Below are 24,525 nucleotides of genomic sequence, written 5' to 3' on the forward strand. Positions count from 1 at the left end.
TGTTTGCTGAGAATCGGACATACGTCCAGCCTTGCAGCGTCCCGCTATTTTCAACGACTCCTGTCTACCCCCATAAAGGGGTGTCGTCAGTACGTGTCGTTGAGCCAGCCGTCGCAGGACCCTTCGCTACCGCCGTCGTACCCCTCCAGGAAGGCCTCGTTGCGCTGCTCGGGGGTGCCGTGGTGCTGGGGGTTGTCGAAGGCGTAGTCGCCCAGGTCGAGAGTCGTCTGGCCGGCCTCCTTGATGTCGCCCTGGTCGAGGATCCCCTCGTCCTCCGCCGACTTCGCCCAGACCCCGGCCCAGCAGTCGGCGTGCAGCTCGATCTTGTAGACCGGGTAGATCGAACCGGCGGTGCTGAAGATGCCGATTTCGTTCTGGAGCTCGTGCGCGTACTCGTGCGCGACGACGTAAGCGACCGAGAAGTCGCCGGTCTTATGGGTCCTCGTGCCGTCGGTGTTCGCGTAGAGGGTTCCGTCCCAGATCTTCTGGGCGAGGCTCTGCGACACCGTGATCTTGTCGTCGTACAGGCAGTAGTACGCGCTCATGTCATCGGAGAAGCCCGGCGCGCACATCGACGGCACGACCTCGCCCGCCGCGGGGAAGGCATAGGTCACGAAGGGTGCCGGGCGGCCGTCGTCCTTCCACACGCCGGTCCAGTAGGCATCCACGTCGCCGAGCACTGACACGAGGAAGTCCTTCATCGTGCCGCTCGACCCCACGATATTGGCCGTCGGCACGCCCCCGATCCCCGGCGTGCCCGAGGTGCTCGTCGGCGTGATGCCGGACGGTGAGGGGCCGACGGCGACCTGCAGCACCCCGCTCGGGTGCGCGCCCTGTGCGGAGTTCCTGGGGACGGATGCCGCGGCGTGCCCGCCGCCCGGATCCGCGGCGGCCGCGGTCACCGCGGTCACCGCGCCGCCTCCCGCGAAGGCGAGGACTGACATCAGGGCGATGGCACACAGAGCAGACGTGAGTTTCATGGTGGTGGACTCCCTTGTGGAGTGCGTGTGTGGTGTTGTCAGGAGCGACCGGAGCGACATCATCCGATTCGCGGCGTGGAGCCCGAGTGTCAACTCTCGCGAGTATAGGCAGACTCATAGCAGCCCGATAGGTCAGCTCGCAGTTCGTGACTCATCGACAGGGGGCGATGTGCGAGCTTCGGCGAACGAAACTACGATGGGGGTCCAAGCGGTCCTCGTTCAAGAGCGAGCGGGATCAGAAGCGAATGGGTGCCTTTTGTCAATGTCGTCAAAATCGTCGTCCGAACTGTCCAGTGCGTTGTCGAACACCGAAGCGTCGACGACCGAGGCCTTCGTCGCCGACTACTACGAGCACCTCGGTGACGATGCCAGGGAATACGACCCGGCCACGCTGCGCGCACGGGCGGAGAGCCACTGGCAGGTCGCCCTCACCCGGCCGCCGAAGACGGCGAACATCGAGATCCGGACCGAAACCGACCGCAGCATCCTCTACGTCGTCACCGACGACATGCCGTTCCTCGTCGACTCGGTCAACGCCGAACTGGTCCGCCAGCACGCGGCCATCCACCTCGTCGTGCACCCCCTGCTCGTCGTCACCCGCAACCGGGAGACCCACGAGCTCGTCAGGGTCACCCGCATGCCGGTCAACGCGGGCGTCTCGAGCGGCGACACCTCCGCGATGCCCGACATCTCCCACCTGCTCGGCAACGAGGAGGACTCGCCGCATCTCGAGTCGTGGATCGCGATCGAGATCGACCGCGCGAGCGTCGAGGCCCGCGAGCGCCTGGCCGAGGGGATCGCGCGGGTGCTTCACGACGTGCGGGCCGCCGTGGACGACTGGCCCGCGATGCGCTCGAAGTCCGTGCAGATCGCCGATGCACTCGGGAAGCTGCCGCACGCCGAGGGCATCCCCGACCTGGCGCAAGCCAGGGACCTGCTGCACTGGCTCGACCAGGACAACTTCACCTTCCTCGGCTACCGCGAATACGACCTCGAGACGGTCGACGGCGAGGACGTCCTCTCCATCCGCGACGACAGCGGTCTCGGCCTGTTGCGCGCCGTGAAAGACGGGCACGAGATCCAGCACCTGACGGATGCCGGGCGCACCATGGCCCGCGAACGGCGCGCCCTCGTGATCACCAAGGCCAACTCCCGCTCGAGCGTGCACCGTCCCGCGTACTTCGACTACATCGGCATCAAGAGCTTCGACGCCAACGGCAACGTCAACGGAGAGCAGCGCTTCATCGGCCTCTTCGCCGTGAGCGCGTACACGAGCTCCGTGCGTGACGTGCCGATCCTGCGCGAGAAGATCGATGCCGTCATGGCCGAGGTCGGCTTCCCGCCGGGCTCGCACAGCGACAAGGACCTGCTCGGCATCCTCGAGACCTACCCGCGCGATGAGCTCTTCCAGATCGACGTGCCCACCCTCGTCGCAACGGCCGTCGCCATCCAGCGACTGCAGGAACGCCGGCGGACCCGGCTCTTCCTGCGCCCGGACCTGTTCGGCCGCTTCATGTCCGCCCTCGTCTACTTCCCCCGCGACCGGTACACGACGGCGGTGCGCCTCCGGATCGAGAAGGAACTGACCGAGACCTTCTCCGCGGAATCCCTCGACTTCGAGGCCCGCATGACGGAGTCCACCCTCGCCCGCCTGTTCTACCGGATCCGCCTGCCGAAGACGGCCGCTGTCGGAACGGCCGACGACGTCGCCGCGCTCGCCGCGGCACTCGAACCCCGCCTGGCCATGGCCGTGCGGTCCTGGGCGGAGGGGATCACCGAGCAGCTGCACGACACCAGGCTCGCGCACCTCTGGGCAGAGGCGTTCCCGCCGAGCTACCAGGTCGACTATGAAGTCGAGGACGCCCTCGTCGACATCAGCAGGTTCGAGGCATACGCCGCGGGCCTGAAGAGTGCGGTCGCGCGGGATGCCGCGGCATCCGTGACGGGTTCGCCTCGCCCGGGCGTGCACGTCTACCTCTCCCCGAACGCCGCTGACCGGCCCGCCGAAGACGCCCGGGTGAAGCTCTACATGATGGAGTCGCAGAGCCTCAGCCAGATCCTGCCGTACTTCCAGAACCTCGGTATCGAGGTTCTCGACGAGGTACCCTTCGAGATCAAGACCTCCGACGGGCGTGAATTCTTCCTCTACGACCTCGGCCTGCGCTACCCGGCGGGCGTCGACCCGGTCGGCACCGGCGACCTGCTCGCCGACTCCTTCGGCGCAGCGGTCAGCGGGGCCATCGAGTCGGACGGACTCGACCGCCTGGTCCTCCGCGAAGGCATGCCCTGGCGCCGCGTGGTCATCCTCCGCAGCTACGCCAAGTACCTGCGCCAGATGGGCAACACCAACTCCTACGACTTCGTCGGCGACACCCTGCTCGCCAACCCCGCGGTCTCTGGCGGGCTCGTGGACCTCTTCGAGGCCCGGTTCGACCCCGCGCGGGACGAGACCGAACGCATCCGTCGCACCGAGGAGGTGCGCGCGCAGCTCGCCACGGCCATCGAACAGGTCGCCACCCTCGACGCCGACCGGGTGCTGCGGGTGCTGCTGAACCTCATCGAGGCGACGCTGCGCACGAACTATTTCCAGAACAAGCCCTACCTGAGCATCAAGCTCGACCCGAGCCGCATCGAGGCACTGCCGTTCCCGAAGCCGATGTTCGAGATCTGGGTGTACTCGCCGCGCGTCGAGGGCGTGCACCTGCGCTTCGGCATGGTCGCCCGCGGCGGGCTGCGCTGGTCGGACCGGCGCGAAGACTTCCGCACCGAGGTGCTCGGCCTCGTCAAGGCGCAGACGGTCAAGAACGCCGTGATCGTGCCGACCGGCGCCAAGGGCGGGTTCTTCGCGAAGAAGCTGCCCGACCCCGGTGTCAACCGGGCCGCCTGGCTGGCCGAAGGCATCGATGCATACAAGACCTTCATCCGCGGCATGCTCGACCTGACCGACAACCTCGTGCTGACGGATGCCGGTGAGCAGGTCGTTCCCCCGGCGAACGTCGTGCGTCACGACGACAACGACTCCTACCTCGTGGTCGCCGCGGACAAGGGCACCGCCACGTTCTCCGACATCGCCAACCGCCTCTCCGCCGACTACGGCTTCTGGCTCGGCGACGCCTTCGCCTCCGGCGGCTCGATCGGCTACGACCACAAGGCCATGGGCATCACGGCCCGCGGCGCCTGGGAATCGGTCAAGCGCCACTTCGGTGAACTCGACCTCGACACCCAGACCGAGGAATTCACCGTCGTCGGGATCGGCGACATGTCCGGAGACGTCTTCGGCAACGGGATGCTGCTCTCCGAGCACATCAAGCTCGTGGCGGCCTTCGACCACCGGCACGTGTTCCTCGACCCGAACCCCGACCCGGCCGTGTCGTTCGCCGAGCGGCGCCGGCTCTTCGAACTGCCCCGGTCCTCCTGGGCGGACTACGACACGAGCCTGATCAGCGCAGGAGGCGGGGTGTTCCCGCGGCAGGCCAAGGTCGTCCCGATCTCGGCGGAGGTGCGCGCCGTCCTCGGACTGCCCGAAAACATCACGCACCTGAGCCCGCCGGAACTGCTCCGCGCCATCCTCACGGCACCGGCCGACCTGCTCTACAACGGCGGCATCGGCACCTACGTCAAGGCGAGCACCGAAACCGCTGCGCAGGTCGGCGACAAGGCGAACGACGCCATCCGCGTCGACGGCCGCGACCTGCGCGTCAAGGTCGTCGGTGAGGGCGGCAACCTCGGCCTCACCCAGCGCGGCCGCATCGAGGCCGCCCTGGCCGGGGTGCTGCTCAACACCGACGCGATCGACAACTCCGCCGGCGTGGACTGCTCCGACCACGAGGTCAACATCAAGATCTTCGTCGACCGGATGGTCGCGGCCGGCCGGCTCAGCGCCGAAGAGCGCCCCGGGTTCCTCGCCGCGATGACGGACGAGGTCGGCCGGCTGGTCCTGGAGGACAACGTCGACCAGAACATCCTGCTGCTGAACGACCGGGTCAAGGTCGCGAGCTGGAGCCCGAGTTACGAACGCCTGATGGACGCGCTCGAGGCATCCGGCGACCTGAAGCGCGAGCTCGAGGCGTTGCCGACCACCACGGAGCTGCACGAACGGATCGATCACGGCCAGGGGCTCACCTCGCCAGAGCTCTCGGTGCTCGCCGCGTACGCCAAGATCGAGCTCACGACCGCGCTCCGGGACAGCGACCTCGCGGACGACCCGTGGTTCCGCGGCACCCTGCGCCGGTACTTCCCGCGCCAGCTCGCCGAACGCTTCGACGCCGAGCTCGACACGCATCCACTGCGCCGGGAGATCATCGCGACCGTCGTCGCGAACGACATGATCAACCTCGGGGGAGTGACTTTCGCCTTCCGTGCCATGGAGGAGACCAGCGCGACCCCCGCGGCGATCGCCCGGGCGTTCGTCGCGCTCCGGGAGATCTTCGAGCTCGAGACCATGGTCGCCGAGCTGAGCGCCCTGCCGAAGTCGTTCCCGACGGAGCACTGGACGGCGATCCACCTCGACATCCGCCGGCTGCTCGACCGGGCCGTGCGCTGGCAGGTCAACCACGGCGGCTCGCAACCGGTCGCCGAGGTCGTGGCGCAGTACAAGCCGCAGATCGCGCTCGTCCGCGCGCACCTGGGCGACTACGTGCGCGGCGCCGACCAGGCCCGGCTCGGGTCGCTGCTGGTCAAGGCGGAGGAGTGGGGCCTGCCGTCCGGCCTCGGCCACCGCTGGACCCAGCTCTTCGAGGCCTTCGCCCTGCTCGACGTTGTGAAGATCGCGGCGCAGTCCGGCGAACAGCTCGGGGACGTCGCGTCCGTGTACTACACGGTCTACGACCGGTTCGGCGTGGACAACCTGCTCGAGCGCATCACCGCGTTGCCGCGCACGGACCGCTGGCAGGCCCTCGCCCGCGCGGCGCTGCGCGACGACCTCTACTCGACGGTCGCCGACATCACCACGGCCGTGCTCGAGGCGACGGATTCGGGAAGCGCGGAACACCGTCTCCTCGCCTGGGAGGCACTCAACGCCGAAAAGCTCGCCCGCTCACGCAGCGTATTCGACGAGGTCAACGCCCTCGGACAGGACGACATGGCCTCGCTCTCGGTCGCAATGCGGCTGCTGCGCTCCATCGTGCGGCGGTAGGCAGGCCCGGGCGGATGCTGCGGACGACGCGCCTGGCGGAGGGGCCAGTCGAGTACCGGCTCGATATTCGCGCGGACCCGGTCATCGTGGTCTTCCACGGCGGACACCTCCGGGCCGGGATCGCGGTCGGCGAGGACGTCTTCGCCGCCGCCGGCTACTCCGTGCTCGCACCCTCCCGACCCGGCTACGGTCGCACTCCGCTGTCCACAGGGACGACCGTGACCGGATTCGCGGATGTCGTGGGTGACCTGTGCGCGCACCTGGGCATCACCCGGGTCGCGGCGGTCGTCGGCATTTCCGGCGGGGGACCGACCGCCGCAACGTTCGCCGCGCGACACGCCGGCCTTGTCGACCGGCTGGTCCTGATCAGTGCAGTCGGCTGGCTTCCGTACCCGGACCCGGTCACTCGCCTGGGAGCCCGGATCGGATTCAACGGCGTGACCGGGAGGGTCACCTGGGGCCTGGTTCACGCGCTCGCCCGGTTCGCTCCCTCCATGTGCCTGCGCATGATGATGGGAGCGCTGTCCACCCGTCCGGTGGGCGAGGTCCTGGCCGGCTTGGATCCGGACGCTCGCGCCGGACTCCTCATACTTTTCCGGCGGATGCGCTCCGGACGCGGGTTTGTCAACGACCTGCGCCCCACCCCCGATGTCACCGCTCTGGTCGATCAGCCCACCCTCGTGATCGCCACCCGAACCGACGGCGGAGTGCCCTTCGCACAGTCGCGTTCGCTCGCCTCAAGCATCCGTGCTGCCGAACTCATTGAGAGTCATGCGGACAGCCACATGGTCTGGCTCGGTGCTGACTGGCCGGTGGTCGGCGAACGAATCGTCGCCTTCCTCAAGGGCCCCTCCTGAGCTATCCATGAGGAGCGGCTCCGCCTCCTCGCCTGGGAGGGGGGAGGCTAGACGAGGGACATGATGTCGCGCGCCGCGGTGAGGAGCAGGGGGGCGTATGACTCGAGTTTCGCCTGCGTCACCAAAGGTGCGATTGTGGTGATGCCGATTCCGCCCAGCAGATTGTGCCGGGTGTCGAAAACGGGAGTCGCCATGCAGCGGATGTGCTCCTCGTTCTCCTCGTCGTCGATCGAGAAGCCGCGATTGCGTACAAGCTCACCGTCGGCGAGCAAACGATTGACGTCCGTGATGGTGTTGTCGGTGCGCCGCGGCAGCCCGGTGTTGGCGGCGTACCGCCGCACCTCGCTCTCGGGCAGGTAGGCCAGAACGGACTTGCCGATCGCGGTCGAGTGCAACGGGATCTGGGCGCCGACGCGGGACGCCATCCGGATCGGCTGCGCGGTGTCCTCGATCTTCTCAACGTAGGTGGCCCAGTCGCCGGTGCGGAGGGCGAAGTGGATGGTGCTGTGCACGTCCTGCTGGAGGCGCTGCAGCCGGGTGCGCACGCGGTCCGAATCCTCCGTGCTGGCAGTCAGGCGCAGGCCGAGCAACCGAAGCGCGCGTCCGGGTGTGTACGCGCCGTCCGACGTGCGGCTGACATAGCCGTCGTCGACGAGTTCGGACAGCAGACGGAACACGCTCGTCTTCGACAGGCCGGTCTCCTTAACCAGATCGCTCAGCCGGTGCGTTTCGCCCGGGTTCGACACCGCTTCGAGCACGCGCAGCAGTTTGCGGGCTGCGCTGTCCTTCGCGGGCTCGCCGGCCTCGCTCGAAGTGTGAGATCCGTCGATCAAAGTCGCTGACATTTTGTCCTCCTGCGGCCAAAGATTGTGCATTGTGCACCATGAAAAGGCGGTTCTGCCCGATGGAACTCAATACGGCAATTCTACCGCGAAAGCAGTTGTTACGAACCTGTTAACCGGTGCTAGTGTTTCATCTGACGGACACGCGTTCTGCTGAGCGGAACGATTATCAGGCTCCGCCACACTTTCGCCTCACGTTTCTCGCCTCAAAGAGGAGTACGCATGACAACCCAGCAGCTCGCACAGGGCATCCGTCTGGTGGAGGGCCACGGCGGCCTCGCCGCCGTCGAAGTCACCACACCCTCGGCATCCGCCCTGATCTACCTGCACGGCGCGCACGTCGCCGACTGGACTCCCGCGGGCGGCAAGCCGGTCCTCTGGATGAGCACCTTCGGCGTCTTCTCCGACACCGACCCGATCCGCGGCGGCGTTCCCCTCTGCTTCCCCTGGTTCGGCCCGAACGGCACGGATGCCTCAGCTCCCAACCACGGCTGGGCACGCCTCTCCACCTGGTCGCTCGTCGACTCCCGCACCCTGGACACCGCGACCGGCGCCGTTGCCACAGAGCTCGTCTTCGAGCTGACCCAGGACAGCGTCGGCGTTCCCGCCGGATTCCACCCCTTCACCGCGCACTACACGGTCACCGTGGGCGCAGAGCTCGGCCTCGAGCTGTCCGTCCGCAACGACGGTGCCACCCCGTTCGCGTTCGAGGAAGCCTTCCACACCTACTTCGCCGTCGGCGACGTCACAACGAGCACCCTCACCGGCCTCGAGACGTTCGACTACACGGACCGCTCGACCAAGCCGGCCACCGAGGGCTCGTCCCTCCTGCCGCTCGGCTTCACCGGCGATGAGATCGATCGCCTCTACCCGATGCCCGAGGCGCTCGAACTCAGCGACCCGGCGAACGACCGCATCATCCGCGCCGTCTCGCAGGGCGCCGCGCAGACGGTCGTCTGGAACGCCGGCCGCATCAAGGCCGCCGCCATCGCAGACTACGGAACCGACGAGTGGACCGAAACCGCCTGCGCAGAGACGTGCAACGTCGGCGCCCACTTCATCACCCTGGACCCCGGAGCGACGTCGACCATGCAGGTCACCGTCACGTCCACTACTACCGAACGGAACACGAAGACCATGCAGAGACTGTCCAAGAGCGTTGTTCCCGCGATCGCGGAACTGCCCACGAAGGCCATCCAGTTCGGCGAGGGCAACTTCCTCCGCGCGTTCGTCGACTGGCAGCTGCAGCAGATGAACAACCAGGGACTGTTCCAGGGCGGCGTGAAGATCGTCCAGCCCATCGAAGGCGGCCGCGTCGCCTCCCTCGAGGAGCAGGACAACCTCTACACGGTCCTCCTCGAAGGCCTTCAGGATGGCAAGGACGTGCAGAGCCACGAGGTCATCACCGTGGTCACCGGAACGGTCAACCCGTACGTCGACAACCAGAAGTACCTCGACCTCGCCAACGACGACAACATCGAGTTCATCTTCTCCAACACGACAGAGGCCGGCATCGCCTTCGACGACCGCGACCGTCTCAATGACAAGCCCCAGCACAGCTTCCCCGGAAAGCTCACCGCGCTCCTCTTCGAGCGTTTCTCTCTCGGCAAGAAGGGCTTCCAGATCATCCCCTGCGAGCTCATCGAGCACAACGGCGACAAGCTCAAGGAATCCGTCCTCGCGACCGCCGCGCTCTGGGAGCTCGACGCAGCATTCGTCCAGTGGGTCAACACCGACAACACCTTCTACTCCAGCCTCGTCGACCGGATCGTTCCCGGTTACCCGGCCGACCGCGCCGCCGAGCTCGCCGAGGAATTCGGCTACGACGACCAGTCGATCGTCAAGGCCGAGCCATTCCTGCTCTGGGTCATCGAAGGACCGCAGTCGTTGACGGAATCCCTCCCGCTCGCGAAGGCCGGTCTCAACGTGACCGTCACCGACGACATGACGCCGTACCGCGAACGCAAGGTCTTCCTGCTGAACGCCCCGCACACCACGATGGCCTCGATCGCCCGCCTCGCCGGCGTCGAGACCGTGCGCGACGTGATGATCGACCCCGAGTTCTCCCAGTTCGTCAACGCGGAAATGTACGACGAGATCATGCCGGTCATCGACCTGCCGCACGACGAACTCGCCGCATACGCCGAGTCCGTCAAGGAACGCTTCGAGAACCGCTTCATGCACCACGAGCTCGCCTCGATCGCGCTCAACAGCATCTCGAAGTACAAGTCCCGCCTGCTGCCGATCCTGGTCAACTTCCACGAGAAGGTCGGAACCTTCCCGCCCCGCGTCACCCTGGCCCTTTCGGCACTGCTGCTCACCTACAGCGGCGACGCTGCGGTCACCGTCGTCCCCGTCGACAGCGACGAGGTGCTCGCCACCTTCCACGCCGCATACGCGACGGCCACCGCGACCGGTAGCAACGTGACGGCCGACTACGTCGAAGCGATCCTGAGCGATGACTCGCTCTGGGGCCGCGACCTCACCGAACTCCCCGGCCTCGTCGCCGAGGTCACCACCGGCCTCGACAACCTGCGCACCCTGGGTGCCCGCGCGACCATCGCGCTCCTGGCCTGATCGGCCGAATCAACCCACCGACTGATTCACCACAACGACTGATTCACCACAACGACTGTACGGAACGAAGGACTGTTTCTGATGTTTTTGAATGACGATTTCCTGCTGACCACGCCGATGGCGAAGAAGCTCTTCCACAATCACGCGAAGAATATGCCGATTGTCGACTACCACTGCCACCTGAGCCCCCAGGAGATCCTCGAGGACGGCAACTTCGCGACGATCACCGAAGCCTGGCTCGGCGGCAACAACTACGGTGACCACTACAAGTGGCGCCTGATGCGCACCAACGGGGTCCCCGAGAGCCTCATCACCGGAGACGGCGCCGACTTCGACAAGTTCTACGCCTGGGCAGGCACCCTCGAAAAGGCGCTCGGCAACCCGCTCTACGTCTGGGCGCACCTCGAACTCAAGCGCTTCTTCGGCATCGACACCGTGATCAGCCGTGCAACGGCCCGCGAGATCTACGACGCGGCCAACCTGCTCCTCGCGACGCCGGCGTTCTCCCGCCGCAGCCTGATCAAGGGCATGAACGTGAAGGTCGTCGTCACGACGGACGACCCCGCGGATGACCTGCACGTCCACGAGGTGCTCAAGGCTGAGAGCGCGTTCAAGGTGCTCCCGGCGTTCCGTCCGGACAAGTCCCTGAACATCGACCAGGCCGGGTACGCGGCGTACATCGCCACCCTCGGCACCGCGGCCGGCGTCAGCATCACCGCGTTCGCGGACATCGTCGAGGCCCTCACCCAGCGCGTCGACTTCTTCCACACCATGGGCGGACGCCTGTCCGACCACGCCCTCGACATCGTCGTCTACGAGGAGGCCACCCCGGCCGAACTCGACACGATCGTCACGACCGCCCTCTCCGGCGGCACCCTGACCGCGACCGAGATCGCGCAGTACCGCACGGCACTGCTCAAGGCCCTGATGCGCATCTACAGCGCCAAGGACTGGACGATGCAGTACCACATCCACGCGATGCGCAACATCAACGACCCGGGCTTCGCCCGCATGGGCGCCGACACCGGTTACGACGCGATCAACGACCGCAACATCGCCGAGCCGCTCGCCAAGCTCTTCAACGCGATGGAATCCGAGGATGCGGTTCCCCGCACGATCATCTTCTCGCTGAACCCCAACGACTACCTGCCGCTGATCACCCTGATGGCCTCCTACCAGAAGGACGTCGTCCAGAAGCTCCAGCTCGGCAACGCCTGGTGGCACAACGACACCCGCAACGGAATGCGCCTGCAGCTGTCCACCTTCGCGGAGGAGAGCCTGCTCTCCAACTTCGTCGGCATGCTGACGGACTCCCGCAGCTTCCTCTCCTACCCGCGCCACGAGTACTTCCGCCGCATCCTGTGCGAACTGATCGGCGAATGGGTCGAGCTCGGCGAAGTTCCCGACGACGAGGCCATCCTCGGCCAGATGGTCGAAGACATCTCGTACAACAACGCGAACACCTACTTCGGGTTCTAGCCCGTTCGGCTCCGGCACTTACCCGCTCGAAGCATCCACCCGCACAGTACCTCTGCACGACCAGCACGAACCAGCACGACCCCATTAAATCCAGCACATAGGAGTGAATCCGCATTATGAGTACAACCACCAAGGGCCTGCCCGGCGCCATGGGAGCCACCGGCCCCGAAGGCTCCGCCGGCGTCACCGTTATTGATCGCATTTCCCGCAAGGAGAAGGTCGCCTATGGCTTCGGCGACTTCGGTAACGGCTTCATGTTCGACCTCGGACAGTCGTACCTGACCAAGTTCTGGATCGACACCGCCGGCATCGCGCCCGCTGTAGTCGCACTTATCTTTACGCTCAGCAAACTGTTCGATGCCTGCATGGACCCGCTCGCGGCCGCATTCATCGACAGCCGCCGCTTCGGCAAGCGCGGAAAATTCCGCCCCGTCATGATGGTCTCCTCCATCCTGCTCGCCGTTATGACCGTCGTCACCTTCACGATGCCCGACGTGGACATGGGCTGGAAGATCGCCTTCGCCGCCGGCACGTACGCGGTCTGGGGCATCATCTACTCCTTCACGAATGACCCGTACGGCTCCCTCGCCTCGGTCATGACCCGCGACATCAAGGACCGCGCGGAGCTCGCGACCAGCCGCCAGGCCGGTTCGCTCGGCGCCCAGTGGATCTGTGGCTTCGCGTTCATCCCGATGATGATGATCTTCGGCGGCATGACCGCCCAGAACTTCATGTTCGCCTCGATGGTTATGGCCATCGTCGGCGTCGTGTCCTTCTACATCTGCTACCGCGGCACCAAGGAACGGGTGTACGTCAACCGTGCCGTCGGCTTCGAGAAGAACGGCATGAAGGACTACGCCAAGGCGATCTTCACCAACAAGCCGCTCCTCGCCCTCGTGCTCATGACGCTCTTCACCATCTCCTCGATGAACGTCAACAACATGATGATGATCTTCTTCGCCCAGTACAACCTCGGCAACATCGCCCTCCAGGCCGTCCTCAACCTCGTCATGATCGGTGCCTCCATCGTGGGCATCATGTTCATCCCGAAGATGGTCGCCAAGTGGGGCAAGAAGAAGACGGCCATGGCCGGATTCATCATCTCCATCGTCGCCAACGGCCTGAACTTCATCATCCCGACCAACCTGTGGACGTTCATGATCCTCGTCACCATCGGGTACGCCGCACTGGCCATCCCGAACGGCGTCACCTGGGCCTTCGTCTCCGACACGATCGACTACGGCGAATGGCACACCGGTGTCCGCAAGGAGACCATGACCTACGCCGCATTCAACTTCTCCCGTAAGGTCGCCCAGTCCCTCGCCGCCCTCGTCGGAGCCGGCATGCTCGCCATCACGGGCTACGTCGCCAAGGCAACAGAGCAGTCCCCGGAGACGCTCTTCGGCATCAAGGCCGTCATGACGATCTACCCGGCCATCGCGCTCACCATCGCCGCCGTCATCATCTACTTCCTGTACAGCCTGAGCGACGACAAGTACCACGCCATTGCCATCGACCTCGAAGAGGGTCGTTGGGAAAAGGGCATCATCGGCGAAGAAATCGCCGCCAAGGCCTGATCCGGCCAGCAGTACCCTCCCCGACCGCTTCCCAGCGAGAGAAAAGATCTCATGAGCCACATCAACAGCATTGCGACCGGCACATCCGTGCTCGTCATGGCGGAAGGCGACGATGTCGCTGTTGCCCTCCGGGACCTCGTTCCCGGTGAAGCCATCACCCTGGGGGACAGCGTTCTGAATGTGATCGGGGCCGTCCCGAGCGGCCACAAGATCGCACTCGGATCGGTTGCGGTCGGGGAGAAGGTCCTCAAGTACGGCCAGTCGATCGGCACCGCAACGGCGCCGATCGTGCGCGGCGAACACGTGCACAGCCAGAACCTCGGTATGGACCTCGGCGCCCGCGTGCACGAGTTCGGTACCGTGCACACCGAGCTGCCCGCCCCGACGGGAGCCCGCCGGACCTTCGACGGCTACCGCCGGGCGGACGGCCGCGCCGGCACCCGCAACTACATCGCGATCCTCACGACGGTCAACTGCTCCGGCACGACCGCGAAGCTGATCGCGGACCGCTTCCGCGGCGACCTGCTCGACCGCTTCCCGCACGTCGACGGCGTCATCGCCCTCACGCACCAGAGCGGCTGCGGCCTGGTCCTCGAGAGCGAGGGCGCGCAGATGCTCGTCCGCACCCTCAACGGCTACGCGGCCCACCCGAACATCTCCGGAGTGCTCGTGCTCAGCCTCGGCTGCGAAATGACCCCGGCCGACGTCATCCTCGGCCAGGGCGAGCTTCCGGCAGACACCCTCGTCACGACCCTCTCCATCCAGGAGACCGGTGGCATGCGCGCCACCGTCGCCGCGGGCGTCGAGGCGATCCTCGAGATGGCGGAGAAGCTCGACGAACGTCGCCGCGAACCGATCGACATCTCGGAACTCGTCCTCGGCCTCAACTGCGGCGGCTCCGACGGCTACTCGGGCATTACCGCGAACCCGGCCCTCGGCTGGGCCTCGGACGTCCTCGTCGCCAACGGCGCAACATCCGTTCTCGCCGAGACGCCTGAGATCTACGGCGCCGAGCACCTGCTCACCGCCCGCGCCACGACCCGCGAGGTCGGCCTCAAGCTGATCGACCGGATCAACTGGTGGGAGAAGTACATCGTCACCGGTGGCGGCACCATGGACAACAACCCCTCTCCCGGCAACAAGGCCGGCGGCATCACCACCATCCTGGAGAAGTCGCTCGGCGCCGTCGCGAAGGCCGGCCGCGCCGACCTCGCAGCGGTCTACGAATACGCCGAACCGATGACCACCCGGGGCCTCGGCTTCATGGACACCCCCGGCTACGACCCGGTGTCCGTCACCGGACTCGTCGCCGGCGGTGCGACGGTCGTCGTCTTCACGACCGGCCGCGGCTCGGTCTTCGGCTGCAAGCCCACCCCGAGCATCAAGGTCGGCACCAACACCGCGCTGTTCGTGCGCCAGGGCGACGACGTCGACATCAACGCCGGACGGATCGCCGATGGCACCGCCCGCGTCGAAGAGGTCGGCGCCGAGATCCTCGACATGATCATCGCCGTCGCCTCCGGAAAGCAGACCACGAGCGAAGAGTTCAACGTCGGCCAGGAAGAGTTCGTGCCGTGGCACATCGGAGCGGTGACCTGATGACCGACGAGCAAGCAGGCGCCCAGGCACTGCAGGAGGAGCCGGGCAACCCGGTCGCCTCCGGCGCCGACCAGGGCGAACCGCAGGTGGTCTGCTTCGGCGAGACCATGGGCATGTTCACCCCCACCTCGACGACGTCGCTCGACATCGCAGAGGGCTTCCACCTCGGCGTCGGCGGGGCGGAGTCCAATGTCGCCGCGCACCTCGCCGAGCTCGGCCACCACGTGGCCTGGGCCGGCAATGTCGGCCAGGACCCGATCGGCACCAAGATCATTTCGACGCTCGACTGCGGGGGAGTGGACACCCGCTGGGTGAACCGCACCGCGGTCAGCCCGACCGGCCTGTACCTCAAGGAGCCGGACACCGGTACCGGCGCGCACGTCTTCTACTATCGTGCGGGTTCCGCCGCCTCCGAGCTGGGCGTGGCGGATGCCGGGGCCTGGCCCCTCCAGTCCGCCCACCTGATCCACACGAGCGGCATCACGCCCTCGCTGTCGCCGAGCTGCTCCGCCCTGGTGGAACACGTGCTCGACCACGCGGCAGAGTGGGGCACTTCGGTGTCCTTCGACGTCAACTACCGGTCCAAGCTCTGGCCCGTGAGCGTGGCCGGTCCGCGGCTGCGGGAACTCGCCGACAAGGCGACGGTCGTCCTCGTCGGACTCGACGAAGCCGCCACCATCTGGGGCTGCGTCACCTCCGACGACGTGCGCGCCCTGCTGCCCGACGTGCCCTACCTCGTCGTCAAGGACGGAGCCGTCGACGCGACGGAGTACGCGCTTCTGCCCGACGGCACCCGCCGCACCACGGTCGTCCCTGCCCACAAGGTCGAGGTCGTCGAGCCGGTCGGAGCCGGAGACGCGTTCGCCGCCGGTTACCTGTCCGCACTCATGAACGGCGAGTCGTCCGAAGTCCGCCTGAACCACGGGCACTCGCTCGCCGCCTGGGCGCTCGGCAGCCGCGAGGACTTCCGGCCCGGCCACGGGCTGTTCGCAGCAACTCCCGCCGCCGCCGCCGGATCCGGCGCCGGATCCCCGGCCGCCGTCGGGAACGCTCCCGACACCCACGACTCACATTCCGATCTCACCGATCTTAGGAGACTGACCGTATGACCAGCACAACCGCCCTTCCCACCAATGAGTGGTTCCCCGGAGACTTCTTCCGGATTCCCGTCCTCGCCGTTCTGCGTGGGCTCTCGCTGACCGAATCCGTGCGCCTCTCCGAGCGCGCCTGGGATGCCGGTGTCCAGCACGTCGAGATCCCCATCCAGACCAGTGACGCGGTTCCCGTCCTGAAGGCCGTCGCCGAGGCGGCCGCCGAGCGCGGCCTCGTCGTCGGCGCCGGCACCGTCACGACCCTCGAGCAGCTCGACGCCGCCGAGAAGGTCGGCGTCGCCTTCACCGTTTCCCCGGGCTTCAGCCCGGAGATCGTCGCGGAGAGCGTTCGCCGCGGCATCCCGCATCTTCCGGGGGTGGCTACTGCGACCGAGATCCTCCAGGCTCGTGCGCTCGGCCTCCGCTGGGTCAAGGTCTTCCCGGCCTCGATCCTCGGCCCGAACTGGGCGAAGTCGATGAAGGGGCCGTACCCCGACATGAACTTCATCGCCACCGGAGGGGTCACCGCGCTCAACGCGCCCGACTTCCTCTCCTCCGGAGTCAGCGTCGTCGGCCTGAGCTCGTCCTTCGCGGACGACGCCCAGCTCGAGCTCGTGCGCGGCCTCATCGCCGCCAGCGCAGCATCCGCTCTGACGGGTGCCGGCCGGAAGTAAGACTCAGCGAGAGCGAGTCGCACAAAGACTGCGGCGTCCAGGACGTGCTTCGGCCCCTGGACGCCGCGTTTGCGGTTTAACGCGCGGCCGGGAACGGTAGGTCAGAGAACCGGGTCCATCGAGTTCAGGTGGCAGGCGTCGTTCCACATCTGCAGCACACGGTTATCGCGTTCCCAGCCGAGGGTGGACACCGTGGCGGTCCCGAGGCTGAAGTGCTTCCCTGCGGAGGCAGGCAGGCCCATCCAGCGCGCCGTCATGATGCGCAGGAAATGTCCGTGCGCGAACACGGCGACCGGGCCCGGAGCTGCGAGGCACTGCTCGATCGCGAGGTCGGCACGCGCGCCGACCTCGTCTGCGGACTCGCCGCCGGTCATCGGGTGCGTCCACACGGACCAGTCCGGGATCTCCCGGCGGATGGCCTCGGTCGTGCGCCCCTCGAACACGCCATAGTCCCACTCGAGAATGTCCTGGGAAGCGATGCCCTGCGCGGCATATCCCGCGCGCTCCATGGTTTCCCAGGCCCGCTGCAGCGGGCTGGACAAGACCGTCGGGAACGCCTCGCCGTCGAGCATCTCGCCGAGCGCGTCCGCCTGCTGCCGACCGAGGTCGGTCAGGGGGATGTCGGTGCGGCCGGTGTGCCGACCGGAAATGCTCCACTCGGTCTGCCCGTGCCGGATCAGGACGATGTCGTGCGCGGTCATGATGAAACCTCGTGATCTTCAGCGTCGTGGGAACGTTCGCGGATATCGACCGGAATGAACATGTCGATTCTTCGAGTTTAGACAGGCTCGTCGCGGAGCCTGACGGGGCACGCGTGCGGAACGCGCCCCGATACCCATGACTTTCGGAGGAAAAAGTGAGGGTTTGTGCAGGAATCCCGGCCACTATGGCCGATTCGCCTGCGCAGCATCCGAGCGCGTGGGCCCGAGACCAGTGAGCGCTGGCCCACGAGCCCTGTTCGTGCGCCCGCGTTTGCGACAACGGGACTATATGACATCGCATTCAGCACCACCCCGCCGCTCACCGCATTCTCGCCGGATCATCGCCATCTCCCTGGCCTCCGCCGTCGCCGTGGCCCTCGTCACCGGGGGCTCATACGCCCTTCAGGCCGCGAACGCCGCCCAGGACCGCGTGACCGCCACCGCAGCCCTCTCCGCGAGCACCGGCCGCCAGCACGACCAACTGGCCGTGTACGACTCGATCGCCACCGTGCACGCGAAGGACGCCGCCGCCGTCGCGCTCGACAGGGCCAACGCGGTGCTCGCTGCCGCCAAGGACAAGGTCGACGCGACCACCCTGAGCGACGTCGCGAGCTCGCTCGCGAGCTACCAGGTCCTGCCCATCGACGAGGTCGAGTCGCTCACCCAGCGCACGGCCGCCATATCGACAAGCGTCGAAGCCGCTGCGGCCGAAGCAGACCGGGTCGCCGCCGAGAAGGCCGCTGCCGCAGCCGCTGCGGCAGAGGCCCAAAGGCTGCAGGCCCTCGCCTCAGCGAACACGCCCGCGGGCGCGAAGGCGGTGGCCCAGGGCCTGGCCGCCTCGAAGTACGGCTGGGGCGACGGCCAGTTCAGCTGCCTCGTGCAGTTATGGCAGAGGGAGTCCGGCTGGTCGTACACGGCCCACAACTCGAGTGGGGCCACCGGTATCCCGCAGGCTCTTCCGGGGAGCAAGATGGCTTCGGCCGGCTCCGACTGGGCCACCAACGCCGCGACGCAGGTCGCTTGGGGTCTCGGCTACATCGCCGCCTCCTACGGGACGCCGTGCGCGGCCTGGGCGCACTCCGAGGCCTACAACTACTACTGAGTGCCCGCTGATCGGGAGCCGCGTTCCACCGATCCGGATGCCCGTGGCCGGAAATAGGCCCCTGCATTCCTGAGAAAACCTCAGAAAAGCGGAATCGCGCTCAACAAGGGCGGCGGGCCGGGACTAGTGCGGCCCGCCACCCCTGCAGAACCCGGTTGACCGGTTACCCCGTGGATGACTTGTGGAGGTTTTGGTCGGGACTTTGCCAGAAAGCGTCTGCACTATGGCCAATTCGCCCGCGCCGTCACCGAGAGCGTGGGCCTGACACTCAGCGAACCGGGCGGTTTTCCAGCCGGTTCTCGATGGCAGGAATCATGAACTCAGCTCAATCCGCACCAGATTCGCCAACAGATTCGGCTCCGGTCGACACCCGGGCCTCGCGCAGGAACGGATCCAGGGGACGTCGCCCGAAACGGTTCACCCTCGTCACGGCCGGTCTCGCGATCGCCGCGATCGTGGCCGGAAGCGGCTTCGCGGTCAGTGCGGCCGCCGAGGCGGCCACCCGTTCCCAGAGCCGGATCGCGGCAACGGCCGACGTCGCAGCGGCGACAGGCCGGCAACACGACCAGCTCACCGTCTACACCTCGATCGCGAAGGTACACGCCCAGGATGCGGCATCCGCTGCGTTGGTCGACGCCAACCAGGTCGTCGCCGCAGCCGCGAACAAAGTGGATGCTTCCACTTTGACCGCAGCGGCGAGTTCGCTGGCGAGTTTCCAGGTCCTGCCCATCGACCAGGTCGAGTCGTTGACCGCCCGGACCAAGGCCGAGACGACGACCGTGCAGGCTGCGGTCGCAGAAGTCGACCGCGTTGCGGCCGAGAAGGCCGCCGCTGAGGCCGCAGCCGCTGCCGCCGCCAGGGCCGCCGCGGAAGCCCAGGCGGCCCAGGCGGCCAAAGCAGCGAAGGCGGCTGCGGCAGCTGCTGCGGCCGCTGCGCCGCAAGCGGCGGCGTCCGTGTCATCGTCGGGGGACAACAGCCCGGCCGGCGCGCGCGCGACGGCGAGTGCGATGGCCTCCTCCCAGTACGGCTGGGGCAGCGGGGAATTCAGCTGCCTCAGCCAGTTGTGGCAGAGGGAATCCGGCTGGAACTACCAGGCGTACAACAGCTCCAGCGGAGCAACCGGCATCCCGCAGGCGTTGCCCGGCAGCAAGATGGCCTCCGCTGGCTCGGACTGGGCATCGAACGCGGCGACGCAGATCAGCTGGGGCCTCGGCTACATCAAGTCGGCCTACGGCACTCCCTGCTCTGCCTGGGCGCACTCCGAGTCCTTCGGCTACTACTGATCGGTCGGGTGCTGACCCGCCGTCGCTCGCCCGCACCCCTCCACCTGTTCGTCTGTCGGTGGCCACTGTTAGCGTCATTCCATCCACTCCCTGAGGCTCGTGCCGAGACCGAGGAGGACGGAAATGAAGGTTTTGGTGGCCACAGGGGCGACGCAGGGCTCCCGCGGCAGTGACTCGAACGGCTGTATCGAGGGTGAGCTCGTGTGGATGCTCGAGCCGTGCCCGTATAGCCGGTGGGCCCCATACGGGGACTGCGGCTGCGGGCGCTCGTTCAGCGGAATGCACTCGCTCCAGTCCACGACGACGGCGCGGGTATGCGACGTGCCCGGCCTCACGAGGGACTACTACGAGCAGGCCCTGCGCGCGTGTTTCGACGCGCGCGGCTGGTGCGTCTGCTGCCAGGCGCGCCCGGTCCCTGAACTCGTCGACGAGCTCATCACGCTCGCGACGATCCTCGAGGAGGGCACCGTTGTGGAACGCCGCCTCGACAGGCTCACTGTGCGACGGGTGCCCGCGGCGAAGAAGCGGCGCGGGAAGGAGCGTGGGTAGCGCGGCCAGTCCGGGGAGCGGTGGTGCCGCGCGGGCGACGGGAATACCCGGCGGCCCCTCCGCGCTGCACCGGTCATGAAGCGCATCGGATTCCTCTCCTTCGGCCACCACCAGGCGGTGCAGGGCTCCCTTGCCCGCACCGCACGCGACGCCCTCCTCCAGACGGTGGAGCTCGCGGTCGCCGCCGAGGAACTCGGCGTGGACGGGGCATACGTGCGTGTGCACCACTTCGCCCGGCAGCTCGCCTCACCGTTCCCGCTGCTCGCGGCGATGGCGGCGCGCACGAACCGGATCGAGCTCGGCACCGGCGTCATCGACATGCGCTACGAGAACCCGCTGTACATGGCCGAGGAGGCCGCGATCACCGACCTGATCAGCAACGGGCGCCTCCAGCTCGGCATCAGCCGCGGGTCACCCGAAACCGCGCAGCGCGGCTACGAGAACTTCGGCTATGCGCCCGCAGACGGGCAGACAGACGCGGATGTCGCCCGCGAGCACACCTCGGTCTTCCGGGCGGCGATCATCGGGGCCGGTGTCGCGACGCCGAACCCGCAGATGTCTGCTGGAACGGCGCTGTTGCCGATCCAGCCGCAGGCTCCGGGACTGAGCGAGCGGATCTGGTGGGGCTCCGGCACCCGGGCGACCGCGAAATGGGTCGGTGAGCAGGGCATGAACCTGATGAGCTCGACGCTGCTGACCGAAGACACCGGTGTCCCGTTCGGCGACCTCCAGGCGGAGCAGATCGCGATCTACCGTGAAGCCTGGGCCGCCGCGGGCCACACCGGCACGCCGCGGGTGTCGGTGAGCCGCAGCATCCTGCCGCTCGTCACCGAAGAGGACCGGGCCTACTTCGCCCGGCCGGGCAGCCGGGAGTCCGAGGACCAGGTCGGCTACCTCGACGGCGGCCTCGCCCGCTTCGGCAAAAGCTACGTCGGCGAGCCCGACCAGATCGTCGCCCAGCTGGCGACGGATGCCGCGGTGCAGGCCGCAGACACCGTGCTCGTGACGATCCCCAACCAGCTCGGAGTCGCATACAACGCGCGCCTCCTGGAGAGCATCGTCACCCACGTCGCCCCGGGTCTCGGCTGGCGTTGAGGCCGCCGCACGACCCCGGCCCAGAACGCTTGGGGAACTGACCGGTAGCCCGCTTAAGCGTCCCGAAGCCTTGTGAACCTTTCAGCCGCGCGCGTTAGGCTTGAATCACCACCACGAGTCGGAAGCCAGGTCAGAGACGTGCGGGTCATCAGCTACAACCTCCGGAAGAACCGAGCGGTCGGTGAACTCGCCGCGCTCTCCGTCACCTATGAGCCGGACGTGCTCTGCCTCCAGGAGGCGGACACCCTCGAACTGCCCGACGACATCGGCACCCTGCATCTCGCCGACTCGACCCTGACCAACCGGCTCGGCCTCGCGATCTACTACCGCCAGGACCGCTTCGACGCCGTCACCACCCAGGCCTTCGCGCTCAAGAAGTCCCTGCACGACATGGTGCTGCGCCCGGCGCACGAGCGCCTGATCGGCACCCGGCTCGTGGACAAGGTCGCCGATCGCGAGCTCGTCGTCGCGTCCTTCCACGCTGCGCCGCTGACCGCGCGCAATTCGCTGCGCCGCAACCAGATCCGTTCGGCGCACGAGGAACTCAATCGCCTCGGCCCCGGCTTGCCGACGCTGATGGTCGGGGACTACAACTACCCGATCTTCAAGGGCAACCTCGGCGACAAGGTCACGGAGTCCGGCTATGACCTCACCCTGAGCGACACCCGCACGTACACCCGCTACCGGTTCTTCAGGGGCCACTTCGACCTCGCAACCTCGGTCGGCCTGACCATCGAGAATGTCGAGACGCTCCCGCGCGGCACGTCCGACCACATGCCGATCTTGGTGACCTCCTCCTACACCGCGGAGCCCGTGAGCCAGACCCTCCGGCAGAGCGCGCGGAAGAGCATCCGTGAGACGGATGCCGCCCGCTCGGTCGCGAGGACCGCGACGACGACCGCGACCGAGACCGCAGCTGCACCGCCGAGCACGGACTTCGACATCTGAGACGGCCGGCCTGCGACCGGTCTGGACGTACAGGTACGGGTGCGGGCCTGCGGGTCTGAGCCTGCTCGTCAGTCCGCGGTCGGCGGGGCCGGGAGCGGCTGGCCGACCAGGCGCTCGACGAGGGCCTTGAGCTCGCCGATCTCCACGGTGAGGGCGTCTATTTTGTCCTCGTTGACGCCGAGCTCGACCTTGATGGCCTCCTCGGCCTCGCGGCTGGCGGCGGCGAACCACGATGCGATGTACGCGGTGATGGTGCCGATCAGCGCGATCCCGGTGACCACGAGGCCGACAGCGACGAGGCGGCCGTCCGTCGTGACGGGAAAGTGGTCCCCGAATCCGACGGTGGCCATCGTGATGAACGACCACCACCAGCCGTCCCACACCGTCACGATGTTCGCGCCGGTCGCGTTCCGTTCCGCATCGGTCACCGCGAGGCCCGCGATGAACCAGACCGACACCGCCGTGATGCCCACGTAGGTCATCACGCGGTTCTTGAGCACCTTACTCAGCCGGCGGGTGGACAGGATCACGACCGAGACCACCCGCAGGGCCCGCAACGGTCGGAACAACGGCAGGGCGACCGCGAGAAGGTCGAGGATATGGGTGCGCATGAACGCGCGTCGATCCTCCGCGAGGCTCACCCGCACCACGAAATCGACCGCGAAGGCCGCCCAGCTGCCGATCTCGATCCACTCGAGGAACAGGTGCCAGCCGGGACTGATCTCCGGCGCAATGATCGGCGTCGCGTACGCGATCAGGAAAGCGATTCCGAGCGCGAGCAGGGGAGTGTCGGTCGCGCGTTCCCAGCGGGAGCTTCTCACATCGCCTTCTCCTGGCTCGTCATGGTCGCAGGTCGCGTGCTCATGTTAGAGGGTGATTGTTGCGCCCGCGTTTCGAAAAAAGCGTGGCGGACTCAGGCGAGCGGGAACACGATCCGGGTGCGCCACTTGGCAGGGTCCGGTTCGGCGTCCGGACCCACCAGGTACTCCTCCCACATGTCCCCGGCGACGGTGAGCTTCTGCGCGGTGATCCAGTCCGTCACGGCCGCATACGTCTCGGCCATCGTCTCGTATGAGCCCACGTGGAACGTCTCGACGGCCGGACCGGACGGAAGGTGCACGACCTCGACGGCCCGGGTCGCACTGACCTCGTCGACGACGGGGAATCCGGCGGTCACGTCGACCGCGGCATCCGTGGGGGCGCCGTGATAGAGCGCGATCGGCGGACCGCTCGGGTGGGCGCCCAGCCTGCCGAGTTCGGCGGCGGAGGTACGAAAGGCGCGATCGAAATATTCGGTCAGCCTGCTCATCGGGATCACCTCGTGGACTCCGAGGAACGTGCGGGGTTCGAGGGTGATCTGTTCGGCCTTCATGGAGTCTCCCTGGTCGGTTACCGGGCCCCGGAGGGACCCGCTGCGGCCCACAGTAGACCGCCGCCCGAAGCGACGTAAGGGTGCATAGTGGTCGCGAAGACCCCAACCCCGAGGAGGGCCCATGGCCGGCAAGATCGGAAACATCGTGTTCGACTGCGCACACCCGCGCGAGCTCTCGCACTTCTGGGCGGACGTACTCGGCTATCCCCGAGCCGAGTGGCCGCCGGAGCTGCGCGAACTCGTACTCACGAGCGACCTCACCGACGCGGACCTCGAGACGCGCAGCATCGCCGGGGATCCGGAGGGCCTGTTGCCGCGGTTGTTCTTCCAGCGGGTCCCGGAGGGCAAGACCGTCAAGAACCGGGTGCACCTCGACATCAGCGCGACACCGGGACGGGCGCCGAGCAGGGACGAGATCGATGCGGAACGGGATCGGATCGTCGCGCTCGGGGCATCTGTGGTTCGCATGGTCGACGAGAAGTGGGGGCCGTTCCCGGAATTCCACTACATCATGGCCGACCCCGAGGGAAACGAGTTCTGCATCCAATAACCGGGTTCAGGGCCGATCCCGGTAACCGCTCGGGGCAAAATCACCGTAGCGTTGAGTCGTGGTCTTCGAACACGGGTATTCGAAGAATGTGGGGGACACGAACACGAGAGGTTTT

19 protein-coding genes are annotated in these 24,525 nt (G+C 67.1%); 14 read left to right on the forward strand and 5 right to left on the reverse strand.

The window, feature by feature from the left end:
• Positions 1-86: 86 nt before the first annotated feature.
• Positions 87-980, reverse strand: a complete 894-nt coding sequence (locus E3O46_RS08015; protein ID WP_166791045.1) for a neutral zinc metallopeptidase — start codon at positions 978-980, stop codon at positions 87-89.
• 262 nt (positions 981-1,242) lie between these two features.
• Here E3O46_RS08015 and E3O46_RS08020 point away from each other — a divergent pair, with 262 nt between their 5' ends.
• A complete protein-coding gene (locus tag E3O46_RS08020; protein WP_134561481.1) occupies positions 1,243-6,114 on the forward strand; it encodes an NAD-glutamate dehydrogenase in 4,872 nt (1,623 codons plus the stop codon).
• A gap of 14 nt (positions 6,115-6,128) precedes the next feature.
• The gene (locus tag E3O46_RS08025; protein WP_134561482.1) at positions 6,129-6,971 is read left to right on the forward strand and encodes an alpha/beta fold hydrolase; all 843 of its coding nucleotides are present in this window, start codon (positions 6,129-6,131) and stop codon (positions 6,969-6,971) included.
• Between the two features lie 47 nt (positions 6,972-7,018).
• On the opposite strand, the gene E3O46_RS08030 is transcribed toward E3O46_RS08025, so the two are convergent.
• A complete protein-coding gene (locus E3O46_RS08030) occupies positions 7,019-7,816 on the reverse strand; it encodes an IclR family transcriptional regulator (RefSeq protein ID WP_166791046.1) in 798 nt (265 codons plus the stop codon).
• 219 nt (positions 7,817-8,035) lie between these two features.
• On the opposite strand from E3O46_RS08030, the gene E3O46_RS08035 reads away from it, so the two are divergent.
• From E3O46_RS08035 to E3O46_RS08060, 6 genes are all read left to right on the forward strand, one after another.
• Positions 8,036-10,390 (forward strand): tagaturonate reductase, encoded by a 2,355-nt coding sequence (locus E3O46_RS08035; protein WP_134561484.1) that lies wholly within the window; start codon positions 8,036-8,038, stop codon positions 10,388-10,390.
• Between the two features lie 81 nt (positions 10,391-10,471).
• Entirely contained in the window at positions 10,472-11,869 is a 1,398-nt protein-coding gene (gene uxaC, locus E3O46_RS08040; RefSeq protein ID WP_134561485.1) for a glucuronate isomerase, read from the forward strand.
• A 116-nt stretch (positions 11,870-11,985) separates the two neighbouring features.
• On the forward strand, positions 11,986-13,446 hold the full coding sequence (locus E3O46_RS08045; protein ID WP_198413367.1) for a glycoside-pentoside-hexuronide (GPH):cation symporter: 1,461 nt from the start codon (positions 11,986-11,988) through the stop codon (positions 13,444-13,446).
• A gap of 51 nt (positions 13,447-13,497) precedes the next feature.
• Entirely contained in the window at positions 13,498-15,045 is a 1,548-nt protein-coding gene (locus tag E3O46_RS08050) for a UxaA family hydrolase (protein ID WP_134559596.1), read from the forward strand.
• Complete coding sequence (locus E3O46_RS08055; RefSeq protein ID WP_134561486.1) at positions 15,045-16,154, forward strand: sugar kinase; 1,110 nt, start codon at positions 15,045-15,047, stop codon at positions 16,152-16,154. Before E3O46_RS08050 ends, E3O46_RS08055 begins: the two co-directional genes overlap by 1 nt.
• Positions 16,151-16,810 (forward strand): bifunctional 4-hydroxy-2-oxoglutarate aldolase/2-dehydro-3-deoxy-phosphogluconate aldolase, encoded by a 660-nt coding sequence (locus E3O46_RS08060; RefSeq protein WP_134559592.1) that lies wholly within the window; start codon positions 16,151-16,153, stop codon positions 16,808-16,810. The genes E3O46_RS08055 and E3O46_RS08060 overlap by 4 nt, the downstream gene beginning before the upstream one ends.
• A 101-nt stretch (positions 16,811-16,911) precedes the next feature.
• Here the strand turns inward: E3O46_RS08060 and E3O46_RS08065 are convergent, their stop codons facing one another.
• Positions 16,912-17,511: a histidine phosphatase family protein gene (locus tag E3O46_RS08065; protein ID WP_134561487.1), complete on the reverse strand. Its 600-nt coding sequence runs from the start codon at positions 17,509-17,511 to the stop codon at positions 16,912-16,914.
• Between the two features lie 289 nt (positions 17,512-17,800).
• Here E3O46_RS08065 and E3O46_RS08070 point away from each other — a divergent pair, with 289 nt between their 5' ends.
• The 5 genes from E3O46_RS08070 (at position 17,801) to E3O46_RS08090 (ending at position 22,488) form a co-directional block, all read left to right on the forward strand.
• A complete protein-coding gene (locus E3O46_RS08070; RefSeq protein ID WP_134445933.1) occupies positions 17,801-18,613 on the forward strand; it encodes an aggregation-promoting factor C-terminal-like domain-containing protein in 813 nt (270 codons plus the stop codon).
• A 314-nt stretch (positions 18,614-18,927) separates the two neighbouring features.
• Positions 18,928-19,896 carry an aggregation-promoting factor C-terminal-like domain-containing protein gene (locus tag E3O46_RS08075; protein ID WP_134561488.1) on the forward strand — a complete coding sequence of 323 codons (969 nt, stop codon included), beginning with the start codon at positions 18,928-18,930 and terminating at the stop codon, positions 19,894-19,896.
• Positions 19,897-20,019: 123 nt separating this feature from the next.
• Positions 20,020-20,445: a DUF7715 family protein gene (locus E3O46_RS08080; protein WP_134561489.1), complete on the forward strand. Its 426-nt coding sequence runs from the start codon at positions 20,020-20,022 to the stop codon at positions 20,443-20,445.
• 75 nt (positions 20,446-20,520) lie between these two features.
• Positions 20,521-21,540: an LLM class flavin-dependent oxidoreductase gene (locus E3O46_RS08085; RefSeq protein ID WP_134561490.1), complete on the forward strand. Its 1,020-nt coding sequence runs from the start codon at positions 20,521-20,523 to the stop codon at positions 21,538-21,540.
• A gap of 138 nt (positions 21,541-21,678) precedes the next feature.
• Entirely contained in the window at positions 21,679-22,488 is an 810-nt protein-coding gene (locus tag E3O46_RS08090) for an endonuclease/exonuclease/phosphatase family protein (RefSeq protein ID WP_134445929.1), read from the forward strand.
• Between the two features lie 68 nt (positions 22,489-22,556).
• On the opposite strand, the gene E3O46_RS08095 is transcribed toward E3O46_RS08090, so the two are convergent.
• Positions 22,557-23,309, reverse strand: a complete 753-nt coding sequence (locus tag E3O46_RS08095) for a potassium channel family protein (RefSeq protein ID WP_134445928.1) — start codon at positions 23,307-23,309, stop codon at positions 22,557-22,559.
• A gap of 92 nt (positions 23,310-23,401) precedes the next feature.
• A complete protein-coding gene (locus tag E3O46_RS08100) occupies positions 23,402-23,860 on the reverse strand; it encodes a GyrI-like domain-containing protein (protein WP_166787227.1) in 459 nt (152 codons plus the stop codon).
• A 121-nt stretch (positions 23,861-23,981) separates the two neighbouring features.
• Here E3O46_RS08100 and E3O46_RS08105 point away from each other — a divergent pair, with 121 nt between their 5' ends.
• Positions 23,982-24,410 (forward strand): VOC family protein, encoded by a 429-nt coding sequence (locus E3O46_RS08105; protein WP_134445926.1) that lies wholly within the window; start codon positions 23,982-23,984, stop codon positions 24,408-24,410.
• The last annotated feature ends 115 nt before the right edge of the window (positions 24,411-24,525 follow it).

Origin of the sequence: Cryobacterium glucosi, from assembly GCF_004402235.1 — a bacterium.
Classification (GTDB): Bacteria; Actinomycetota; Actinomycetes; order Actinomycetales; family Microbacteriaceae; genus Cryobacterium; species Cryobacterium glucosi.